A 20651-nucleotide genomic window follows, 5' to 3' on the forward strand; every position below is an offset into this window, starting at 1 on the left:
GATCAACCGTCCGTCAACCCTTCATGGCGACTGTCAGCAGAAAAGCAACGTCTTCGAGCGCTTCGACACTGTGACGGTGGGCCGGAATGGTGAGGAAATCGCCAGTCGATCCTTTCCACTCGTCGCTACCGCACACGAGATTGAGCTTCCCGCTGAGGACCAACAGCGTTGCTTCGCCGGGACTGTCGTGTTCAGCGAGGCTCTTGCCGGCGCTCAGTGCGATCACGGTTTGTCGCAGGCTGCGTTGGTGGCCACCGTAGACGGTTTGTGAACTACGACCGCTGGTGGCCGACGCAGCCAGTTTCAATTGTTGACGGGCGAGGGCTGTCAGCGACTTCTTGTCCATCGAAGACCTCTCGGGTAGCGCGATCATCTCGGTTTCTCGAGTATGACCCACACGTCTCCTGCGGCGGCGACAAATGGAGGAAGTGGTCAGCGAGTGTACTCGAGCCAGCGGAAGCGCAAGCCGTTCTTCTCCGACGTCAGCCACGGTTCGTCGGATTTTCTGGCCCACTCGGGGCCGATCTCCGGTGCGCACGCGTCGCCGACGATATCGAGATCGATCTCGGTCACCAAAAGCCGCGTCGCGAATGGCAGTGCAGCCGAATATATTTGCCCTCCGCCGACAACAAAGAGGTCGCCGTCGGACAAGGCCAACGCGTCGTCGAGACTGTGTGCGGCTTCTGCTCCGTCCGCTGCCCACTCCGTATCGCGGGTGACGACAATATTGCGACGCCCACTGAACGGCCGGAACTTGGGAGGAATGGAATCCCAGGTCAACCGGCCCATGATCACCGGATGCCCCATCGTGACACGCTTGAAGTAGGCCATGTCCTCCGGCAGTCGCCACGGAATCGTGTTGTCGGCACCGATGACACCGTTGTTCGCCTGAGCCCAGATCAGGGTGACTGCGCGATCATTCATGGTCAGACCGCGACCGGAGCCTTGATAGCAGGATGGTGCTCGTACCCGACTATTTCGACATCCTCGAAGATGTAGTCGAAGATGGAATCGCGCTTGTTCAGTTTCAGAACCGGAAGGTCGAGCGGGGTCCGGCTGAGTTGTTCGGTGACCTGATCGACATGGTTGTCGTAGATATGGCAGTCGCCGCCGGTCCAGATGAACTCACCGACGTCGAGACCGGCCTGCTGCGCCATCATGTGGGTGAGCAGGGCGTAGCTGGCGATGTTGAAAGGTACGCCCAGGAACATGTCGGCACTGCGCTGATACAACTGGCACGAGAGCTTGCCGTCCGCGACGTAGAACTGGAAAAACGCGTGGCACGGCGCGAGAGCCATCTGCGGAATATCGGCGACATTCCACGCGGAGACGATGATCCGACGCGAATCGGGGTTGGATCGCAAGGTCTCGACGGTTTGGGTGATCTGGTCGATGTGCTCACCGGACGGGGTGGGCCAACTGCGCCACTGCACGCCGTAGACGGGCCCCAGCTCGCCGTTCTCGTCAGCCCATTCGTCCCAGATCGAGACGCCGTGCTCATGCAGCCACGCCACATTGGAATCGCCGCGCAAGAACCACAACAGTTCGTTGACAATCGACTTGAGGTGCACCTTCTTGGTGGTGACCAGAGGGAAACCGTCGGCAAGATCGAAGCGCATCTGATGACCGAAGACGCTGCGAGTGCCGGTGCCGGTGCGATCGGCTTTGGGGGTGCCGGTCTCCATCACGAGCTTCAACAGGTCTTCATACGCGGTGGAGACAGTCACGGAACACAGTCTAGGGCACGCACGATAGCCTCGTTCAATGCGTGAACTCCTCGTGATCGGCGTCGGCGCCGGTGACCCCGACCAAGTGACGATCCAAGCTGTCAAGGCCATGAACAGGGCAGATGCGTTCTTTGTGATCGGCAAGGGGAGTGAGAAGCAGGATCTTGTCGACCTACGGACCGGGATTCTCGACGAACATGTCACCGGTGAATACCGCATCGTCGAGATCACCGATCCACCGAGAGATCGGACACCTTCTGACTACGAAGGTGTTGTCGACGACTGGCATGACCGTCGAGCATCGATCTTCGAGGAGAAGTTTGCGGCTGAGACAGGCGTCGGCGCGATTCTGGTGTGGGGTGACCCGTCTCTCTACGACAGCACCCTACGCATCGTCGAACGAGTACTGGCGCGCGGCAACGTCGCATTCGACTACTCGGTGATTCCCGGCATCACGAGCGTGCAGTCGTTGGCGGCGCAGCACCGCATCGTGCTCAACCGCATCGGCGAATCGATTCACATCACGACGGGGCGCAAGCTCGCCGAAGGATTGCCGGACGGCGTCGACAACGCGGTCGTGATGCTCGACGCTCATTGCACGTTCACCGAGGTTGCCGGGGACGACGCGCAAATCTGGTGGGGCGCGTACCTGGGCACACCGGACGAAGTGTTGATCTCCGGGAACCTGCGTGAGGTCGAAGACGACATCGTGCGGGTGCGGGCGGAATTGCGTCAGACGCACGGCTGGATCATGGATACGTATCTCGTGCGCCGCTAGATCACCGTGGTGCAGGCAATAAGTATTTACCCAGGTTAAGTGCAACTGTTAGCTGACCGGCAACCTATGATTCGCCCATGACATCGTTCGGGGCGGATCGGTCGCATGAGATCTTGCCTGCGGCGCGCGAACGCGATCAATCAGCACTGCGATCGGCGATCGCCCTTCTGGTGCAGTGGTTTCGGCGGCCGGACCAGTTCGACAGTTTCACCCGATACCTCGCGTCCAAGGGACTAGAGGTGGCGGTGCGCCTGATCGTGATCTCGTCGTGTGTTGCGGTTGTGGTTGCCATGTTGTTGCTGCGTTTCAGCGAAGCGGGCGTCCACAACCAGGTCACGAGTGTCATCAATGCGGTGATCATCGCCGGGACAGTCGGGATGATTGTGCTGTTCAGTCTTCTGCCGGCGCTGACCCGTAAGTGGTCGTACTTGTTTGTCGCGTATGCGGAACTCGGCGTAGTGGTCGGCGTATTTCTGAACCGCGATCCGTTTATCGGTTTGATCCAGTGCATCGTCTTCGTTTTGGTGGGCGGGTACATCGCGTATTTTCACAATGCGCGACTACAGACGGCGCACATGGTGCTGTCCGGCGTGATTCTGGTGCTCATCGCTCGTCAGGTGGCCGTCTACGAGGATCCGGCGTTGGCAATTGCGTTGTCGTTGGTTGTTGCCGCGAGCATCGTGGTCATTCCCTTTGCCAGCCAGTTCGTGCTGTCGATCCTGGGGTCGGACGCCGAGAGTTCGGATGTGGATCCACTGACCGGTCTGCTGAATCGACGAGGACTACAGCGGTCCGTCGAAGAATGGGGGGTTGCTGAAGTGAACTCCCGCGGATTGTCCTGTGTCGTGGTGATCGTCGATGTCGACAATTTCAAAACTGTCAACGACTCGTACGGACACGAACAGGGCGATATGGTGCTTCGCGAGTTTGCGGTGAGGCTGCGTCGCTGTGGAAGTAATCACGCTCTGTTCTCCAGATTCGGCGGCGACGAGTTCGTATTGGTCGACATGATCGGCAAGCGCGCAGAACTCGAACTGGAGGAGAATCTGCGTCGGCACATGCGGTTGCCCGACAGCGTTCCGGTGGTGACGACCAGCATCGGAATCGCAATTCCGTCGACCTCACGGTCCACTGATATCTCGCAAGTGGAACTGGCGGGATTGTTCCGACTCGCGGACGCCGCGATGTATCAGGCAAAGGCGTCCGGGGGCGACCGGGTTATCGTCACTCACACGCAATTGTGACGATTGTCGGATAGCGGAAGGTCGTACAGGCCTATCCTGTTCTGGTGGGTGCAACAGTCGATGGCAGCCGTTCGGGTAGTAAATCTACCGAACGGCCGTTTTCGTCTGGGGCGCTGCACCGAGTCGTCCCTCTGCTCATCGACTGGTACCGCCGCCCTGACCAATTCGAGTCCTTCACGCGTTACCTTGCAGACAAAGGGTTGACCGGCGCATCGAGAACATTGGTGGTCAGCTCGCTGCTTCTGGTTATCGTCGTGATGTTCTTGACCAGATTCAGTCCCGTGGGTCCCACTACTGGCGGGGAGCGCACGGCCAACCTCGTGATCATCGTCCTGACGGCGCTGATGGCCGCGATTCTCGCGACCAGAGTCAGTTTGGAACGGGCCTGGTCCTACGTGTTCGTCATCTATTCGGAAATTGGAATTGCCGCTGCGCTGGTTCTGTACTCGAATCCACTCGCAGCATTGGCGCACAGCGTGATGTTCTCCGTGATCGGCGGATACATCGCCTTCTTCCATAACGCGCGCATGCAGACTCTGCACCTGTTGTGGGCGTCCGTCGTGGTTATCGGAGTCGTCGCGCGCATCGCCTACGCCGAAAAGTACACCGACGTTCCGTCGTTGATCGCTATGGTGCTGTTGGTCGGCGCCGCGATCTACGCCATTCCGTTTGCGTGTCAGTTCGTGTTCTCGATTCTCGGAACCGATGCTTTGAAAGCGCGGCGCGACCCGCTGAGCGGACTCTTGAACAGGCGAGGGTTGGCCGACGAGGTCGGGTTGATGTTGAATCGGCCATTCGAGCGTTCCACCAATTTGGTTGTCGCCGCGATTGATATCAATCGATTCAAGACGATCAACGACGAGTGCGGGCACGACGTCGGTGACGTTGTGATCGAGAAGGTTTCCGCGAGACTGACTCTGTCTGCTGGTCCGTCGGCTTTGATCGCGCGCATCGGCGGTGACGAGTTCGTTCTCGTGGATCGGTGCAACGATCAGGAAATCGACAGTCTCGAGGAGTCCCTGCGAAACATATCCGTCACCGGTCCCGAGCATCCCGTTGTCGAGTTGAGCGTCGGAATAGTCGCAGCAGCCGGCCCGTTCGAATCCCGGGATGATGCGATTGCCGTCTACGGGAAACTCCTCCGAAGTGCGGATCAGGCAATGTACGCGGCAAAAGCGCGTCAGGAACACGCCGTAGTGGTGCTGCGAAATGTGCAGTGAGTTTGTCGGTTCTCGGCGCTAGTGTGATGCCATGCCCGAACTGCCCGAGGTAGAAGCGCTGGCGGGATTCCTCCGCGAACACGCGGTGGGCGCCGTGGTCGGCCGCATCGACATTGCAGCGCTGAGCGTGCTCAAGACCTTCGATCCGCCGATCACGGCATTGCAGGGTCGCGACGTGACCGGCGCGGCCCGATTCGGCAAACATCTTGCACTGGACTGCGACGGGCTATGGCTCGTCACTCACCTTTCGCGAGCGGGATGGATGCGGTGGCAGGACAATCCGTCGTCGGCACCACTGAAACCGGGCAAGGGGCCGTTGGCACTTCGAGTCCATTTCTTCACACCGGAAGGCCTCACTCCCGCTTGTGATCTCACCGAAGCCGGTACGAAAAAACGCCTGGCGGTGTGGGTAGTGTCCGATCCGTCGGAGGTGCCGGGGATCGCTCGTCTCGGACCCGACGCGATGGCTGTCACCGAAGCGGAATTTGCCGAGATTCTTGGTGGTACCTCCGCCCGGATCAAGAATGCGATAGTCGACCAGTCTCTCCTTGCCGGCGTCGGAAATGCTTATTCCGACGAAATCTTGCACACAGCACGGCTTTCCCCGTTTGCGACGTCGTCTCGTCTTACTGCAGAACAGATAACGACGCTGTACGACGCTATGCGGACGGTGCTGGCCGATGCGGTCGAGCGATCGGTGGGTCAGGACGCAGCGCGGCTGAAGGGTGAGAAGCGATCGGGAATGCGGGTCCACGCCCGCACCGGATTGCCCTGCCCGGTGTGCGGCGACGTCGTGCGCGAAGTGTCGTTCGCGGAGCGATCTTTCCAATACTGCGCAACGTGCCAGACGGGTGGAAAACCTTTGGCAGACAGGCGAATGTCGCGTCTACTCAAGTAGTGAACTGATCGGAGAGGAGTGAGACGAACTCCCGGGCCAGTGACGATGAATGCGATGGCTCGGTAATCGCCTGGACCACCCGATGCGGCGCATCGGCAATCGGAACACAGACCAATTCCGGATGCTCGACGCTCATCGACTGCGGCAGCAAGCCGACGCCCAAACCGTTGACTGTCAGAGAACAGATGAGGTCGACGGAATTTGCTTCGTAGGTGCGTCCCCGAGGAACCCGCGATTCGGCAAACGCCCGATCGGTTTGGACGCGGGCCTCGCTGCCCGACGCGAAGTCCACGAGCGGAACGTCCCTGAGATCGTCGAGTCGGATGGACGGCATTGCGCTGAAACGGTGACCGTCGGGAACAAACGCGGCGGTCGACTCGCTCCACAGCGGCGCGGCCGAGAACGTCTTGGGCAGTCGGCCAGGCGCCAACCCCACAATCCCGACGTCGATAGCCCCCGATCGAACACCGTCGATGACCACTTCACTGCCATAGGGGCGCACCGTCACATCGATACCGGGGTGGCGCTGCGTCAGCATTGCCAGCGCCTTACCGACATCGACGCGACCCGCTGAGGAAATGACACCGACAGTGAGTCGAACCTGCTCGCCGTCCGTTCCGGAAACGTCGCTGACCAGTCGCGACACCGCTCCGAGTACGTCTCGGGCCCGCGAGACGAACACTTCGCCCGCCTCGGTCAGCCCGACATTGCGACTGTTCCGCTGAAACAGTTCGACGCCGAGCTCGCGTTCGAGATCCCGGATCTGAGTGCTCAGTGCAGACTGTGACACGTGGAGCCGAAGTGCGGCTTGGCTGAAATGCCTGTCCTCGGCAACGGCGAGTGCGTAGCGGATGTGCCGGAGTTCCATGCCACCAAACTATCTGTTTTCACGATAGATCGTGCGTATCTATCTATTGGACTGGGACGGGGTAGCAGTTCATGCTTGAACCATGATTTCTCACGACACACGTCCACGGCTCGGACTACCGATAGTGCTGCTCATGGCGGCGGCAACGGGCCTGTGCGCGGGTGGCAACTACTTCAACCAACCGCTTCTTGATTCCATTGCAGAATATTTGAACGTATCGGCGTCGACGGCGGCTACGACGGTGACCATCGCGCAGGTGTCGTACGCACTCGGCTTGGTGCTCCTGGTGCCGGTAGGTGACATAGTCGACCGACGCAAGCTGACAGTTGGCCTGATGCTTCTGGCGGCGCTCGGGCAAGCGGTCAGCGGCTTTGCTCCGAACTTCGCCACCCTGGCCGTGGGAATTGCAGTTGCCGGAGTCTTTTCGGTTGCCGCGCAAGTTCTCATTCCGTTTGCCGCATCACTCGCGGAACCACAGCGATCCGGTCAGGTGGTCGGCACGATCATGAGTGGCCTCCTGATCGGAATTCTGTTGGCACGCAGTGTTGCAGGCCTGCTCTCCGGGCTGGGCGGATGGTCGACGGTGTACAAGGTGGCGGCGGTTCTGATGGTGGTGATGGCTGTTGCCCTGTGGCGCTCGCTACCGGCGGATGGTGGTCCGCGTCCGAAGGTGAGCTACCTCGCGACCCTGCGTTCACTGGGGAGCCTGGCAAAAACACTGCCGCGGTTGCGAACTCGCGCAGCCATGGGCGGTCTCACCTTTGCTGCCGTCAGTACGGTCTTCACTACCATGGCATTTCTGCTGGCCGGCGAGTTCGGTTACAACGACACACAAATTGGCCTGGTTGGACTACTCGGCGTGGCGGGAGCGTCGATGGCCACAGTCGCCGGGCGTCTGGCTGATCGCGGCAAGACCCAGCTGGCCACCGGTGGCGCCTTGGTCGTCCTTCTGTTGTGCTGGTTACCTTTTGCTTTCGGTGGGACGCACCTCGTATGGTTCCTCGTTGCCTTCCTGCTCGCCGACCTTGCGCTGCAAGGGGTGCACGTCAGCAACCAGAACATCATCTACGCACTCATTCCGGAAGCTCGGTCACGCGTCAATTCCGTCTACATGACCACCTACTTCGTCGGTGCTGCCGTGGGATCGGCCGTGGGGTCGGTTGTCTGGAAGGAGTACGGATGGTCGGGGGTGTGTGTCGCGGGCCTGGCATTCTCCGTCGCCACGGTAGTGGTGTGGATCGTCGACCGGCGCTTGGAGAGTGTTGGCTCCGCGCCGTCGGCTGTTCCGGCCAGCGCGGCGTGAGCAGCACTGTGCGCCTTTGTCGGCCGTCCGTGGTTGTGTGATGTGTCAGGACATCGCCGGCACCTTACGATATTCGCGAGTTGAGAAATTGGCGGCTGTGGGGCGCGGTGTCAACTCCTCCACTCAGGCCTCGGTGAACCGCATCCGCCGATCTTGGACATCGCGAAACCGTCCGGGATGTCCTGACACATGAAAGTGTCCGCGATGTTCTGACACTTCGCCGATATTTGGCGCTACCGGAACGATGCACAAGGAAAAGCGTTCTTCTGCAAGAGAATTGCGAACAGCAATTCCCAAGTAGATCTTGACCCGAATGGATGTTCGAGTATAATTTAGGTCACGGGTGGGGAGGCCTTGATGACGACGATTTTTGATTCTATTGCGGTGGGGGATGTTGTAGCCGGTTCGGCTGTGGGTGTGCGCGGCAGGTTGTGGCGGTTGCGTCCGTCCGAGGTTCGGGATGTTGCCGCGTCGGTGTCGGCGGAAATTCTTCGGTTGGAAGCGATTCGGGTGGCCGCGGTCGACGAGCTGGCACTCAATCCAGACGAACAAGTGCTCTGTTACCGCGGTGTGGGCCGGTGGTTGGCAGCGAATACGATGCTGCAGAACTCAGCCGGCAACAAGATCGCCGCTCTCGGTGCTGCACTGCGGGTATTCCCCGATATTGCTGCGCAGTTCGAGGCTGGCGACCTCTCGCTTGACCATGCGGCGTTGATCGCCGCGTTCTGTGAATCCCCACCAAAAGGGATGCCGGACATCGCTTTAACACCAAGCCTGAAAACCCTTCTCGCCGCCGCATCCGGAGTAGAAGCTACGACTGTCAAGGTGCGGTATGCGATCGCTGTTCTGGAGCGGATCTTCGAATCCGACGAACCCCCGCCCGGCGAGGACGACGATCTCAACGCGCTACGGATCGCACCGACGCTGAACGGTCGGGTCGTGATCAAGGGCGATTTCGACGCACTCACCGGCGAGATGCTGTTATCTGCGCTGTCGGGGTTGTCGATGCCGAAACCCGCCGCAGACGGGACCCCGGATCAACGGTCGGCAGCGAAACGCACCGCCGACGCGTTCACCGAACTCATCCGCCGCTATCTCGACAACGCTTCCACCGGGATTGACGGCGGTCAGCGTCCGCATGTGAATGTGCACATCACCGCGAAAGACCTTGCCGAGCATCGCGAATGCGCCAGTATGCGCAGCGATGCCGCATCGATCGACGAAGAAGAATTCGACGACAGCGAGCCGGGATTCGAGGATCTCGACGTCGGCTACATGCCGTGGATGGGCCCGCTCAGTGTCAGCAAAACCCGGATGCTCGCGTGTGACTGCATGCTCTCGACCGTGTTGATGGACGGTAACGGCGCGCCCCTGGATGCGACACCGCTCAAGCGTCTCGTCACAGCCGAGCAACGCATCGCGTTGATTGCCCGAGATAAAGGCTGTGCCTTCCCGAACTGTGATGCGGTACCGGCGTGGTGCGACGCGCACCATATAAAACCGTGGTCGACGGGCGGTTTGACGGTGATGGACAACCTCGCTTTGTTATGTCGGGGCCACCACACATTGATGCACAGCACCAGTGGGTTCCGTGGAATCTGGGAAATCAAGATGGGTTCCGATCACAAACCGTGGTTCATCCCACCGTCGGCGATCGACCCGAAACAGCGACGTTGTCGCTCCACCACCCGTCAAGGCCCCGTCCACCGAGACTGAACCAGGACTAGCTGGCTGGGTCGTACATGAACTCGCGAAGCTCCTGCGAACAACGGCAGGCCACCGCGATCTTCCGCGCCCACTCGACGGCGTCCTCGCGCGTCGGCAGCTCCAAAACGGTGAACCCGCCATTGAGTTCGCTGCCCGGATAGATCTCAGTGCTCACCGATCCGTCGGCGGAAACAAGTACAGTATCGACTTCCTCGTTGATCCCGCCGCCGAAGACATAAACGCCGGCAACCTTCGCCTCCTCGATCACAGCGCGGGATTCGGCCGATACGATCGGGAACTCCTCGTCGGTGAGCACCAGGGCTTTGCTCGGGAAAGAAATGAGATATTTGGTCATACCTCGATGGTGCCCCTCAGATGGGCCGGACAGCAACGGTTGCGGGTAACAGCGTGACCGAGTACGCCTAGCGCTCAGCAGTGAGGACATCAGGTTCGAGCCATTCAACTCCGAGGAGTTCGGCCAGACTGCGCAGACCTGACTGGTCTCCACCCTTCAATCCAGTCACCGATTGAAGATTACGCAGCATGGTTGTTGCAACATCCTCTTCCTTGGTTCCGACTCCAAAAGGGATGAGCCACGGGCACGTTTGGTAGTCGCGGTGCGATCTACCAAAAGTCTGCTCGGCAGCGATACCGGAGTAGCGGGGTTGATGGAAGATCCCGGTGCGAGGCAGTGGTGACGCATGAGTACCGTCGGGTAGTGCCTCGTTGGCATGCAGTGAGATGGACGTCGTGACGTTGAAAACGACAACCGGGGCTTCGCCGCGTTGGAAGCGAAGGCGTTGATGCTCCTTGTCCGTCACGGCACCAAAAATTTTGGCAACAGATATGCCGGAGTCTTCGATCATCTCGACGAGGGGATCGCCCGCAGTGGACACGAATTCGACGGCAACCAGCACCTGCTTGCCGGCCTTGACCTGAGCTTGCGCCCACTGAGCGGTGGATTCGGCGCGGATCATGCCCGCCTTCTGCCGGTATCGGAGGACCAGGGCGCGACCGCGAGCAATGTTGCGGCTTTTGCGGGCCAATCCCATTTCGTAGGCGTACTCGGCCCACTCCGTCTCGTATTCGGCGCGTTGTGCAGGTGTGAGGTCGATCGGCATACCGTCCAGTGGTACCGGACCCCATGGAGTGGGTCGATGAATCATCAACGGCGGCTTACTGTTCGACAACCATCCTCGCACCGTCTCTAAAGCGCTCGCCTGTAGTGCCGGTGATTCCTTTGCTTCGGCGCTCCAGGTCCACTTGCCGTACGACTTGTCCAGAGGGAGGCCTGATTCGAGCAGCCTGGCACCAAGGTCCGACCAGTACTCCGAAGGCTCGTTGTGTAGCTGAGCGAAAAGTGGTGCGAGATAACGCTGATCGGCGGGAGTGTGGCCAGGGGTGGCGGTCACCGACAGGACAAACGGGGATTGATCGTGGCTGTTGGGGAAGCGGGCAACCTTCTCGAACGCCGCCGTGCGTTGAGTGTCGTTGCTGTACAGCTGGGCTTCGTCGGCTATGACGACCCCGAAGGTGTACTTGGGGCGGCCGTTGCGGGCGATGAGCTTCTTCAATTGATCGGGAGACATGATCAGCCAACGGAATCCGCCGTCGCCGACGGAAGCGATGGAGTACCGCCAATGCGGGATGGTGATCTGAGCTGGTCGGTCGACGAGGACAAGGATGCTGGATTCACCGCGGTCCTCGGAAATAACCTTGGCTGCCATGATGGCAATGAGCGTCTTGCCTAGACCTGCGTTGTCGGCCAACAAGAAACCGCGTCGGCCGGCGCGTGCGGCGTCGACCACAGCAGCGGCTCCCGAAACCTGTTCAGGCCTAGGTATTTTAGGTGCCGAAGTCGGACGTTCCCCGGCGTCGCCATTGATGTCGTCCTCTACCCACTGCTGGTAGGAAAAGGGGAGTGCTTTGAACGGCAGAAGTTCGGTGGGAAGTTGGCTGCCCACCCAGGCATAGCTCTTCCATTTCTTCACAAACTGCGCGCCCGGCGCCGCAGTCCGGAATGGGACGTCGAGAAGCCAGACACGTTCACCCGGACCTGCGGTGGGAACGTCCGGAGTTGTTGCCGTCTTTCGTGTTGTCGTCTTTCGTATCGCAGTCTTTCGTATCGCAGTCTTTCGTGTGGCTGGTTTTCGAGTGGTTGCAGTTCGCTTGCGGGGTGGCATCAGGCGTCGGTACCGGTTTCGTTGGTGCTGAGGAGTTCGCGCAGCGTCAACGGCGGGCGTCCGGTGATGTCTTGCACCGCCGTGCTGATGACGGCGAGTTCTCCGCTGGCGATGGCGGTATAGGTGGACACCCAGGCATCAACTTCCCAGTCCGGTGCGTTGTACGACGCGCGGGAAGCGTAAGCCTCCTCGATGGTTTCTTCGTGATAAACGGTCTCACGTCCGGTGACGTCGGTGATGATCGCGGCTACTTCCGCCAGAGTCAGTGCCTCCCGACCGGTGAGGTCGTAAGTTCGACCGACGTGCGAATCGGGGTCCGTGAGTACCGCCGCAGCGACTCGGGCGATGTCCGATCGAGCAACCGCACCGACAGCACCATTGCCCGCCGGGCCCCGGATGACACCGTCAGCGCCGGCAAGCGCGGGAAGGAAGTCGAGATAGGCGCTGTCTCGGAGAAAGGTGAAAGACATTCCGGTGGAACGGATATGCTGCTCGGTGGCCCAGTGATCGCGGGCCAACGTGAAGGTGGCGTCCGGTGCTGCGCCGAGGTACGAGGTGTAGACGATATGGCGCACGCCCGCCGAGGCAGCAGCGTCGATGAAGGTGCGGTGCTGATCTACACGGTCGGCGCTCTCCGCGGCCGAGACCATGAACACGATATCGATGTCGGTGAGAGCCGCGGCGGCGCGATCGCGATCGGAGAAGGAGGCTTCCGCCGTCTCTGTTCCGGGTAACTGGGGGAGTCGGCTCACCGAACGCGCAATCAGCCTCAGTGGCATGCCGGCGTCGGTGAGGATGCGAGCGACCTCACCACCGATATGGCCAGTAGCGCCGGTGATGGCGATGGTGCGTGGACGCTCGGACATGGGAACCCCTTCGTTCTTGGTGTCTGTTCATCTTGCCTGACATCAGCGTCGGTGCTCGTACCCGATCCAGGCTCTTCGACGGTCGCCGAGGGGATCGCTCTCCACCCGGCAGGTGCGATCGAAGATCATGGTTCGCCGCTGCGCGCCCGTGTACACGGGCCACTCCGGGCCGGGGCTACCGGTTTTCGCGAAGTTGATCCAATGTTCTTGCATCGCTGTGGTGACTGTGGCCAGGGACCGGCGCCCGCCGATCGCAGTCAGCGCTCCGGTGAGGGCGTCCGATCGGCCGAAGACGGCAAAGAGTTCCGTGGCGTGTGTTGCGCCCAACCCGACAAGAGTGAGGACGCGCGGCGCAAAATCGTAGCGGTAGCTGTACGTGGGAGCCACGTCGCAATGTCCTTGTGCGCACAGGACCATCGGTTCCCAGAATGTGATGTCGCCGCCTATATCTGCGGCGGCGTAGCGGTGCGGGTACGTCGGATAGGCGGCGAGTGCGCGGTTCTTCACGTCGGCCGATACGTGCGAAAACATCTTCTCGATGCGGGCAGGATCGGTGGGGAGAATGTTGAGGAATCGTGGAAAGATTCTGCCCTCGTGAAGATTCGAGCCGAGCATCAGTGGAACGGGATGAGATTTGCCGGCGGCAAATATGTCCAGCGGGTGTTCGGGGAGGACGTCGTCGCCCACAACCGGGGCGAAGGCACGGGTGCCGGGTTCTTCGTCGGCGCCGCGACGCACAAGTTCGTCGCCGACCTCGACCAGTCGGTGCACCGGTGCATGTCGTAACCAGGCCGCCGGTGTCTTGGTCGGGGCTCCGGCAATGTCGAGGAACTCGCGTGACCATCGGTGGGCGCGTTCCTTCCCGTATGCCGAAGCCGCTGGCGGGCTTTGCGCGATAGCGCGGGCAAACAACCCTCGAGCAGACGGTGCTGTCATCAAGGTGGTGACGGCATTTGCGCCGGAGGATTCACCGAAGACGGTGACATTAGCGGGGTCGCCGCCGAATGCTGCACTGTTTCGCTGGACCCATTCCAGTGCCGCGATCTGATCACGCAGCCCGATATTGGAGTCGAACGATTGCTCTGCAGTGGAGAATTCGCTGAAATCGAGGTAGCCGAGCGCACCGAGGCGGTACTGGACGGAGACGTAGATGACGCCGCCGCGTGCGACCAACGACGTTCCCCAGTACATCGGCGCCGATGGGTTTCCGCCGTTGTACGCACCACCGTGAATGAACACCATCACCGGGAGGGGTTCAGTAGACGACGAGTTCGGAGCAACCACATTCACGAACAGGCACGATTCGTTGTCGGTGCTCTTGCGTTGTGGTGCCGGTGAACCGAACTCGGTGGCCGACAAGATTCCTGACCACGGCGCAACCGGTTGCGGAGCGAGAAACCGCGCCGGTCCGATCGGAGGAGCAGCGTAGGGAATGCCTCGCCACGTGCGGAGCCGTCCGGCGCGGGTGTCGAGGTATCGGCCCCTGATCTTTCCCGAATCGAGTGCTACTTCGAGATCGTCGGTCACGAGGAAACCTGATGTGGGGTGTAGTTGCGGTAGCCCGCATAGCCGGCCCAAGCCCGTCGCTGCTCGGCCCGTGGATCGGTCTCCACGCGAGGGGTTGCGTCGAAGATCATCGTGCGACGCACAGCGTCGTAACTCGGCCAGTCACTTCGCGGTGATGCGTGCTTCGCGAAGTGCAGCCAATGTCCTTGCATCGCATCTGTGACGGCGCGGAGTCCTTGTCGGCCACCGGGAAGTGTGAGGCCACGGCCGACGGCGCTCTGGCCGATACCGAATACCGCGAACATCTCGAGTCCATGAGTGGCGTCGAGGCCGACCCATCGCATCAAAGGCGGCGCAAAGTCGAAGCGGTAGGAGTACGTGGGTGCGTACTGCGCGTGCGCTTGCGCCAACTCCAACGACGGATGCCAGAAGGTTGTGTCGGCGCCGATGTCGATGGCAGTGTCGGTGCTCGGGTAGCCCGGATACGTTGCAAGGATTCGGTTTCCGGCCGCGGGATCGGTGAGGGTGAACATCCTCTCGATGCGCGCGGGAGTGGTCGGGAGTCCGTCGAGGAACTTGGGGAAGAGCGTGCCCTCCCGCTTGTTCGTACCGATGATCAGCGGAACCCGATGCGCCAGGCCGCGGCTGCATGCTTCCGTCGGTGCGAGGGGGAGGAAATCTCCGTCGATGCTGGGCCCGAACGGATGGAGTCCTGGTGTGGCAGCAAGAGCTTCGGCTCCCAGCCGCGCTCCGGCACGGCCTAATTCACGAGCAGAAGTCAGGCGCAGGGCCTCGTCCGGGGCGGCGTCTGAGCCCAGAATATCGATGAATCGCCTACCCCATTCGCGTGAGAGTCCCTGGTTGGCAACCAGATCCGGTGCGGGGCTTTCGGCGATGGCGGCTGTGAACAGTCCCTTGGCTGCCGGCGTTGCCAGCAGAGTGGTGACGCCAGTGGCGCCCGCTGATTCGCCGAAGACCGTCACTCGATCGGGGTCGCCGCCGAACGCCGCGATGTTCCGCTGCACCCATTGCAGCGCGGCCACTTGATCGCGAAGCCCGAGGTTGGCGTCGAAATGATGTCGAGGCGTGGAGAATTCGGTGAAATCCAAGAAACCTAACGCACCGAGTCGGTAATTGATCGACACGTACACGATGTTGCCGCGCGTGACGAGTGAGCGACCGGAATAGATGCCCGTCGCAGAGGTTCCGATGGTGTTGGCGCCCCCGTGGATGAACACCATGACCGGCAGGGGTTCGCGGCTGGGGTACTCCGGGGCAAGAACATTGAGCGTGAGGCAGTCTTCGCTGCTGGGCTGATACTTCCCGGGAGCCAGCGCCAAGCCCTTCTTGTTCTGGACCGACGCGTCGCCGAATGCCGACGCGTTCCGCTCACCGCGCCACGGTCGCACGGGTCGCGGCGCCTGCAACCGCAAAGCTCCGACCGGCGGACGCGCGTAAGGAATCCCTCGCCAAGCACGAAGTTTGCCTACGCGCGTGCCGCGTAATGCTCCGTCGGACGTGTTTACGAGGAGACCTGAATTCATCGGTGCGTCTGCCGCCATGGTCGCGACTATACGTAACTTTTGCCCTCGATTACCGCAGTGCCTCCAACAACCTGAGCCAGATTTCGCTGACCGTCGGATATGACGGCACCGCATGCCACAACGTGTCGAGAGGGACTGCACCGACTACGGCAATTGTTGCTGCGTGGAGCAATTCCGAGACATCAGGACCGACGAATGTCGCCCCGACGATGATGTCGGCACCGCGGTCGATCACCAGTTTCGCGCGGCCTTCGTAATTGTCACGGAGCAGCGACGATCCTGCGACGGCAATGTCGATCTCCACGACCTCGACGTCGATACCGTCTGCCCTGGCCTGCTTTTCGGTGCGTCCCACCCACGCTGCTTCGGGCGACGTGAACACCACCTGGGGGACACGGCCGTTGTCAGCGGACGCGATGAAACGTGGATCGACCAATGCGCGACTCGCTGCACGCGCGGCGATCACGTCGCCGCACACCCGCGCCTGGTACTTGCCCATATGGGTCAGTGGCGACCGGCCGTTGATATCACCCACGGCATAGAGCCATTCGCCCTGCGCGCACAGATGGTCGTCCGTCGGCACGTATGCGCCATCCGTCAGACCGATCGACGACAGACCCAGGTGCGTCGACGTCGGCGCACGACCAGCGGCAACAATCAGTTCGTCGACTTCGATCACGCCGGAAGAGGTCTCGATGGTGACCGGTCCACCGTGAATGTTTCCTTCACCCGTATCCCGAGCGTCGGGCCTCGAGACTGAATGGACGGTAGTCCCGAAGCGCACGTCGGCTCCGCGCTTCGAGAGATGACGTGCCACCATCTCGCCGGCAAACGGCTCGGCAGACTTCAGAACTGCGCTGCCGCGCACCAGTAACGTCACTTCGGCGCCGAAGGACAACAACCACGTCGCGCACTCCGATGCCACGACGCCACCACCGATGACCGCAACACGCCGCGGAACCTCATGGAGATTGGTGGCATCGCGCGACGTCCAGGGGAGAGCATCTCGCAGCCCCGGCGTGTCCGGCACTGACGCGGTGGTTCCGGCGGCAAGTACGACGGCCTGGCGGGCGAAGAGTCTGCGGGTGCCGTCGACAACAACGGTCCGCTCGCCGTCCAGAGCGCCGTGGCCGCGGATCACGTCGATACCGGTGGACTCGGCCCACTCGACCTGTGAGGAATCGTCGTGGTTGTGGGTGAAGGAGTCGCGTCGAGCCAAGATCGCCTCGATGTCGGGCGGCCCGGCGGACACGCCTGGCAACGCGTCCGCGTCGTCGAGAACCTGCCCTGGCCTCAGCAGCGCCTTACTCGGCATACATGCCCAATACGAGCATTCACCGCCGACAAGTTCGTGCTCCACGATGGCAGCGGTACGGGTGCTTCCGGCTATCGCGTATGCCGCCGCATTTTCGCCTGCCGGTCCGCCGCCGATGACTATGACATCGAATTCTTCGGTCATTGCTCTACGGTATGCCGATCAGGTGATGATGTGCAGGGTAACCGGTTTGTCGACTGACAGTCCGGTGTAATGACCCTGTGATGGATACAGTGTCAGCCATGACGCGGCAGAAGATTCTGATCACCGGCGCAAGCTCGGGTCTCGGCGAAGAAATGGCACGAAGGTTTGCGGCTCGGGGACGCGATCTGGCTCTGTGCGCCAGGAGAACCGATCGTCTCGACACCCTCCGCGAGCAACTACTTGCCGAGCATCCGACCATCACGGTGGCGGTGGCCGGGCTCGACGTCACCGAACATGATTCCGTCGTCCGGGTGTTCGGTGAACTTCGTGACGAACTCGGTGGACTCGATCGGGTCATCGTCAATGCCGGTCTGGGTAAAGGCGCCAAGATCGGTACCGGCAAGGCATACGCGAATCTTGCGACAGCGCAGACAAATTTTGTCGGTGCGCTCTCACAGTGCGAGGCCGCGCTCGAGATCTTCCGAGGGCACAACGCCGGGCATCTTGTTCTGGTGTCCTCGATCAGTGCAGATCGAGGGCTTCCCGGCACCAAAGCCGCATATTCAGCGAGCAAAGCCGGGGTGGCCGCGCTCGGCGAGGCTCTCAGTATCGAATTGGCGCGCACGCCAATTCGAGTGACCACCCTGCTACCAGGCTTTATCAAGACGGACATGTCGGCGAGCGCCGGTGACAGTTCTTCGTTGATGGCTGAACTCGACGAGGGCGTAGACGCAATGGTTCAGGCAATCGAAAAAGAAGTCACCCGGGCGGCGCTTCCCGGACTCAAATGGCAAGGAATCGATGCCGCACTGCGGTTTCTGCCCAACTCCGTGACGGCGAGGTTCGTCTGATGAGCATCCACGAGTCGAACGGCAAGCCTCGCGTTGTCATTGTCGGCGGCGGATTCGGCGGACTCTACGCAGCCAAGAAGTTGAAGAAAGCCGACGTCGAAGTAGTTCTGATCGATCGCGGCACCAGCCACGTGTTTCAGCCACTGCTCTACCAGTGCGCGACGGGTCTCCTTTCCGAAGGGCAGATCGCCAGCCCACTTCGGCATCTTCTGGAAGACCAGAAGAACACCAATGTAGTTCTGGGCGAGGCAAAATCCCTCGACGCCGAAGCTCGATTGCTGACCGCAAGCCGGTTCGACGGTTCGACATTCGACCTGCCTTACGACTATCTGATCGTGGCAGCCGGGATGCGGCAGTCGTACCACGGCCAGGACGATTTCATCGAGTGGGCGCCCGGTATGAAAACACTGGACGACGCTCTTGCCATCCGCCGCAGTCTGATCGCTGCGTTCGAGATGGCCGAATCCCTCCCCACCGTCGAGGAACGGCGTCCGTGGTTGACGTTCGCGGTAGCCGGCGGCGGACCGACCGGTGTCGAGATCGCCGGACAGATACGTGAATTGGCGATGCACGCGCTCACCAACGAATTCAGATCGATCGACCCGGACGAGGCGCGGGTACTCCTCTTCCACGGTGACGATCGAGTGCTGCCGTCGTTCAGCAAGTCGCTCTCCGCGGCCGCCGCGCGCACCCTCGAGAAGATCGGCGTCGAAACGCACCTCGGGGTACATGTCACCGACGTGAGCGAAACCGAGATCGAGACCACAGACAAGAAGACAAAAGCGAAGCAGCGCTACGAGACCCGGACCATTCTGTGGACCGCCGGCGTCGAGGCAGTTCCGTTTGCCGAAGCGCTCGCCGACGCGCTCGGAGTCAAACAGGTCGGCGGCGGCCGCATCGAAGTCGAAGCCGACCTGACCGTGCCAGGACACCCGAACATCTGGGTCGTGGGAGACCTCATGTCCCGGGACAAGTTACCCGGTGTCGCCGAAGTGGCCATGCAGGGTGGGCGCTACGCCGGGGCGCAGATCAGCGCCCGCGTCGACGACGGCCGACCGAACGGAAAGCCCTTCAAGTACCGCGATCTCGGTACTGCCGCCTACATTTCGCGTCGTCACGCACTATTGCAGGCCGGACCGATTCGAATGTCCGGCTTCCTGGGTTGGGTGTCGTGGGGAGTCATACACATCGCGTTCCTTGCGGGTTTCCGCAACCGCGTCAGCACGGCACTCAACTGGGGAGTGACCCTCGCGTCGAAGACTCGCCGGGAACGCGCGATCACCTTCGGTGATCCGGAAACCGCACGGCAGCCGTACAACTGAGCGGACTACTCCGTGGCGAAGACGGGATTTCCGAATTCGTCGATCATGAACCACAGACTGCCGATGGACTGCCCTGACATGTCGCCGGGCACCTGGTCGTCCAGGTATCGGTAGACGGGCTTGCCGTTGACCGTCACTTGGAACGAACCTTCAGGACCCGGTACCGTACCGATCGCCGCGTTGATCCCTTCCGTCACCGGGGAATCGGTGACAGACGTGACGGCAGGCCAATACCGGAGGCAACTCTCGTCGCACGAATCGCCGGTCGGGTGCTCTTCGTCCGGGTCGTAGATGTAGACGGTCATGCCTTCGCCGTCGACGGTAATTGTTCCCAGTGGGGAGTCGGCAGTCTTCAGCAGCACCGCACCGGCAGCAGCAGGCGGCGACAGCGACGTCGGCCTCGCGGTGACGTTGTCGGCATCGGTGCCGGAGTCGGTCGCGTCGTACGAACAGCCGGACGCGGCTAGTGCGGCACTGGCGACAATCGCGAACAGCCACTGTCTGCGCATGATCGCTCCGTTCGGGGTTGACGGTACCGGCAGTGGGGATACCCGAGCCGGAGGTTTCGGAAACTCGTCTCGTGGACCGGAATTTGCCCTGACCGCCGTGTGACGGGGACCCGTAGACAATACCTCTGTTACAGAGCTATTGTTGAAATGTGGATTCGAAAGATGCAGGTCACCGGATGTCGGATGACGTTCTGGAGGTGCTCGGCCAACTGAGGCGAAGTACCCGGAAGGCGTCGGGTCGTCCGTTTGCCGAGCGGCCGTTGGCCGGCGCCCAGATCGAGCTGGTGCGGTTACTTCGACGGCATCCCGGAGTGTCTGTCGCGGAGGCGGCCGACAAACTCGGTGTTGCCGCCAATACGGTGTCCACCCTTGTGCGGCAGCTGTCGGACGACGGTGTCGTCGAACGTGTTGTGGACAACAGCGATCGGCGCGTGGCGCGACTCGCCCTGTCGGAAGATGCCCGCGAGCGTGTCGAATACTGGCGAGACCGTCGCAGTATTGCGGTCGATCAAGCGCTGTCGCGCCTCGGTGACGAGGACCGTGCGCATATCAAAGCAGCACTTCCGGCGCTGTCGCGGCTTGCTGCAGCGCTGGCCGATGTCGGGGAAACGGGTGTCGACAACGCCGAAAATGATGCCGTCGCGGACACGAGAGAAGAGGTGTGAG

Annotated in this window: 20 protein-coding genes; 9 read left to right on the top strand and 11 right to left on the bottom strand. The window is 61.3% G+C overall.

Features of this window, described 5'->3' with window-relative positions; translation table 11 throughout:
* Positions 1-13 precede the first annotated feature (13 nt).
* The 3 genes from FFI94_RS06815 to FFI94_RS06825 all read right to left on the bottom strand — a co-directional run bounded on the left by FFI94_RS06815 (position 14) and on the right by FFI94_RS06825 (position 1727).
* The gene (locus FFI94_RS06815; protein ID WP_033234188.1) at positions 14-346 is read right to left on the bottom strand and encodes a cupin domain-containing protein; all 333 of its coding nucleotides are present in this window, start codon (positions 344-346) and stop codon (positions 14-16) included.
* A gap of 86 nt (positions 347-432) precedes the next feature.
* Complete coding sequence (locus FFI94_RS06820; RefSeq protein ID WP_138872316.1) at positions 433-924, bottom strand: dihydrofolate reductase; 492 nt, start codon at positions 922-924, stop codon at positions 433-435.
* A gap of 2 nt (positions 925-926) precedes the next feature.
* Positions 927-1727: a thymidylate synthase gene (locus FFI94_RS06825; RefSeq protein ID WP_260683894.1), complete on the bottom strand. Its 801-nt coding sequence runs from the start codon at positions 1725-1727 to the stop codon at positions 927-929.
* 37 nt (positions 1728-1764) lie between these two features.
* Here FFI94_RS06825 and cobF point away from each other — a divergent pair, with 37 nt between their 5' ends.
* From cobF to FFI94_RS06845, 4 genes are all read left to right on the top strand, one after another.
* Entirely contained in the window at positions 1765-2505 is a 741-nt protein-coding gene (gene cobF / locus FFI94_RS06830; protein WP_138872318.1) for a precorrin-6A synthase (deacetylating), read from the top strand.
* Positions 2506-2582: 77 nt separating this feature from the next.
* Entirely contained in the window at positions 2583-3749 is a 1167-nt protein-coding gene (locus FFI94_RS06835; protein ID WP_138872319.1) for a diguanylate cyclase, read from the top strand.
* A gap of 44 nt (positions 3750-3793) precedes the next feature.
* Complete coding sequence (locus tag FFI94_RS06840; protein ID WP_138872320.1) at positions 3794-4969, top strand: diguanylate cyclase; 1176 nt, start codon at positions 3794-3796, stop codon at positions 4967-4969.
* A 31-nt stretch (positions 4970-5000) separates the two neighbouring features.
* Entirely contained in the window at positions 5001-5867 is an 867-nt protein-coding gene (locus FFI94_RS06845) for an Fpg/Nei family DNA glycosylase (RefSeq protein WP_138872321.1), read from the top strand.
* On the opposite strand, the gene FFI94_RS06850 is transcribed toward FFI94_RS06845, so the two are convergent.
* Entirely contained in the window at positions 5860-6735 is an 876-nt protein-coding gene (locus FFI94_RS06850; RefSeq protein WP_138872322.1) for a LysR family transcriptional regulator, read from the bottom strand. The genes FFI94_RS06845 and FFI94_RS06850 overlap by 8 nt on opposite strands.
* An 82-nt stretch (positions 6736-6817) precedes the next feature.
* Here FFI94_RS06850 and FFI94_RS06855 point away from each other — a divergent pair, with 82 nt between their 5' ends.
* Both FFI94_RS06855 and FFI94_RS06860 read left to right on the top strand, forming a co-directional pair.
* Positions 6818-8038: an MFS transporter gene (locus FFI94_RS06855; RefSeq protein WP_138872323.1), complete on the top strand. Its 1221-nt coding sequence runs from the start codon at positions 6818-6820 to the stop codon at positions 8036-8038.
* A gap of 357 nt (positions 8039-8395) precedes the next feature.
* Positions 8396-9754, top strand: coding sequence for an HNH endonuclease signature motif containing protein (locus FFI94_RS06860; RefSeq protein WP_138872324.1), 1359 nt, complete (start codon positions 8396-8398; stop codon positions 9752-9754).
* 7 nt (positions 9755-9761) lie between these two features.
* Here the strand turns inward: FFI94_RS06860 and FFI94_RS06865 are convergent, their stop codons facing one another.
* The 6 genes from FFI94_RS06865 to FFI94_RS06890 form a co-directional block, all read right to left on the bottom strand.
* Positions 9762-10100, bottom strand: a complete 339-nt coding sequence (locus FFI94_RS06865; protein WP_138872325.1) for a YciI family protein — start codon at positions 10098-10100, stop codon at positions 9762-9764.
* Between the two features lie 67 nt (positions 10101-10167).
* Positions 10168-11928 carry a DEAD/DEAH box helicase family protein gene (locus FFI94_RS06870; protein ID WP_138872326.1) on the bottom strand — a complete coding sequence of 587 codons (1761 nt, stop codon included), beginning with the start codon at positions 11926-11928 and terminating at the stop codon, positions 10168-10170.
* Positions 11928-12794 carry an SDR family oxidoreductase gene (locus tag FFI94_RS06875; protein WP_138872327.1) on the bottom strand — a complete coding sequence of 289 codons (867 nt, stop codon included), beginning with the start codon at positions 12792-12794 and terminating at the stop codon, positions 11928-11930. Before FFI94_RS06875 ends, FFI94_RS06870 begins: the two co-directional genes overlap by 1 nt.
* Positions 12795-12836: 42 nt before the next feature.
* Positions 12837-14321 carry a carboxylesterase/lipase family protein gene (locus FFI94_RS06880; RefSeq protein WP_138872328.1) on the bottom strand — a complete coding sequence of 495 codons (1485 nt, stop codon included), beginning with the start codon at positions 14319-14321 and terminating at the stop codon, positions 12837-12839.
* Positions 14318-15862, bottom strand: a complete 1545-nt coding sequence (locus tag FFI94_RS06885; RefSeq protein ID WP_260683895.1) for a carboxylesterase/lipase family protein — start codon at positions 15860-15862, stop codon at positions 14318-14320. The genes FFI94_RS06880 and FFI94_RS06885 overlap by 4 nt, the downstream gene beginning before the upstream one ends.
* A 31-nt stretch (positions 15863-15893) precedes the next feature.
* The gene (locus FFI94_RS06890; protein WP_138872329.1) at positions 15894-17303 is read right to left on the bottom strand and encodes an NAD(P)/FAD-dependent oxidoreductase; all 1410 of its coding nucleotides are present in this window, start codon (positions 17301-17303) and stop codon (positions 15894-15896) included.
* A gap of 98 nt (positions 17304-17401) precedes the next feature.
* Here FFI94_RS06890 and FFI94_RS06895 point away from each other — a divergent pair, with 98 nt between their 5' ends.
* Together FFI94_RS06895 and FFI94_RS06900 are read left to right on the top strand one after the other, a co-directional pair.
* Entirely contained in the window at positions 17402-18154 is a 753-nt protein-coding gene (locus FFI94_RS06895) for an SDR family oxidoreductase (RefSeq protein ID WP_138872330.1), read from the top strand.
* Positions 18154-19476 (top strand): NAD(P)/FAD-dependent oxidoreductase, encoded by a 1323-nt coding sequence (locus FFI94_RS06900; protein WP_138872331.1) that lies wholly within the window; start codon positions 18154-18156, stop codon positions 19474-19476. The genes FFI94_RS06895 and FFI94_RS06900 overlap by 1 nt, the downstream gene beginning before the upstream one ends.
* A 5-nt stretch (positions 19477-19481) precedes the next feature.
* Here the strand turns inward: FFI94_RS06900 and FFI94_RS06905 are convergent, their stop codons facing one another.
* Positions 19482-19985 (bottom strand): hypothetical protein, encoded by a 504-nt coding sequence (locus FFI94_RS06905; RefSeq protein WP_138872332.1) that lies wholly within the window; start codon positions 19983-19985, stop codon positions 19482-19484.
* Between the two features lie 176 nt (positions 19986-20161).
* On the opposite strand from FFI94_RS06905, the gene FFI94_RS06910 reads away from it, so the two are divergent.
* Positions 20162-20650, top strand: a complete 489-nt coding sequence (locus FFI94_RS06910) for a MarR family winged helix-turn-helix transcriptional regulator (protein WP_138873642.1) — start codon at positions 20162-20164, stop codon at positions 20648-20650.
* Position 20651: the final 1 nt, after the last annotated feature.

Origin of the sequence: Rhodococcus sp. KBS0724 (assembly GCF_005938745.2) — a bacterium.
GTDB lineage: Bacteria > Actinomycetota > Actinomycetes > Mycobacteriales > Mycobacteriaceae > Rhodococcus_F.

What these genes read in the sequence shown, in the direction of transcription:
- FFI94_RS06910 (WP_138873642.1), top strand. Translation starts at nt 20,162, where the DNA reads ATGTCGGATGACGTTCTGGAGGTGCTCGGCCAACTGAGGCGAAGTACC.
- FFI94_RS06835 (WP_138872319.1), top strand. Translation starts at nt 2,583, where the DNA reads ATGACATCGTTCGGGGCGGATCGGTCGCATGAGATCTTGCCTGCGGCG.
- FFI94_RS06865 (WP_138872325.1), bottom strand. Translation starts at nt 10,100, where the DNA reads ATGACCAAATATCTCATTTCTTTCCCGAGCAAAGCCCTGGTGCTCACC.
- FFI94_RS06885 (WP_260683895.1), bottom strand. Translation starts at nt 15,862, where the DNA reads ATGGCGGCAGACGCACCGATGAATTCAGGTCTCCTCGTAAACACGTCC.
- FFI94_RS06875 (WP_138872327.1), bottom strand. Translation starts at nt 12,794, where the DNA reads ATGTCCGAGCGTCCACGCACCATCGCCATCACCGGCGCTACTGGCCAT.
- FFI94_RS06820 (WP_138872316.1), bottom strand. Translation starts at nt 924, where the DNA reads ATGAATGATCGCGCAGTCACCCTGATCTGGGCTCAGGCGAACAACGGT.
- FFI94_RS06890 (WP_138872329.1), bottom strand. Translation starts at nt 17,303, where the DNA reads ATGACCGAAGAATTCGATGTCATAGTCATCGGCGGCGGACCGGCAGGC.
- FFI94_RS06850 (WP_138872322.1), bottom strand. Translation starts at nt 6,735, where the DNA reads ATGGAACTCCGGCACATCCGCTACGCACTCGCCGTTGCCGAGGACAGG.
- FFI94_RS06895 (WP_138872330.1), top strand. Translation starts at nt 17,402, where the DNA reads ATGACGCGGCAGAAGATTCTGATCACCGGCGCAAGCTCGGGTCTCGGC.
- FFI94_RS06900 (WP_138872331.1), top strand. Translation starts at nt 18,154, where the DNA reads ATGAGCATCCACGAGTCGAACGGCAAGCCTCGCGTTGTCATTGTCGGC.
- FFI94_RS06870 (WP_138872326.1), bottom strand. Translation starts at nt 11,928, where the DNA reads ATGCCACCCCGCAAGCGAACTGCAACCACTCGAAAACCAGCCACACGA.
- cobF (WP_138872318.1), top strand. Translation starts at nt 1,765, where the DNA reads ATGCGTGAACTCCTCGTGATCGGCGTCGGCGCCGGTGACCCCGACCAA.
- FFI94_RS06905 (WP_138872332.1), bottom strand. Translation starts at nt 19,985, where the DNA reads ATGCGCAGACAGTGGCTGTTCGCGATTGTCGCCAGTGCCGCACTAGCC.
- FFI94_RS06855 (WP_138872323.1), top strand. Translation starts at nt 6,818, where the DNA reads ATGATTTCTCACGACACACGTCCACGGCTCGGACTACCGATAGTGCTG.
- FFI94_RS06860 (WP_138872324.1), top strand. Translation starts at nt 8,396, where the DNA reads ATGACGACGATTTTTGATTCTATTGCGGTGGGGGATGTTGTAGCCGGT.
- FFI94_RS06815 (WP_033234188.1), bottom strand. Translation starts at nt 346, where the DNA reads ATGGACAAGAAGTCGCTGACAGCCCTCGCCCGTCAACAATTGAAACTG.
- FFI94_RS06845 (WP_138872321.1), top strand. Translation starts at nt 5,001, where the DNA reads ATGCCCGAACTGCCCGAGGTAGAAGCGCTGGCGGGATTCCTCCGCGAA.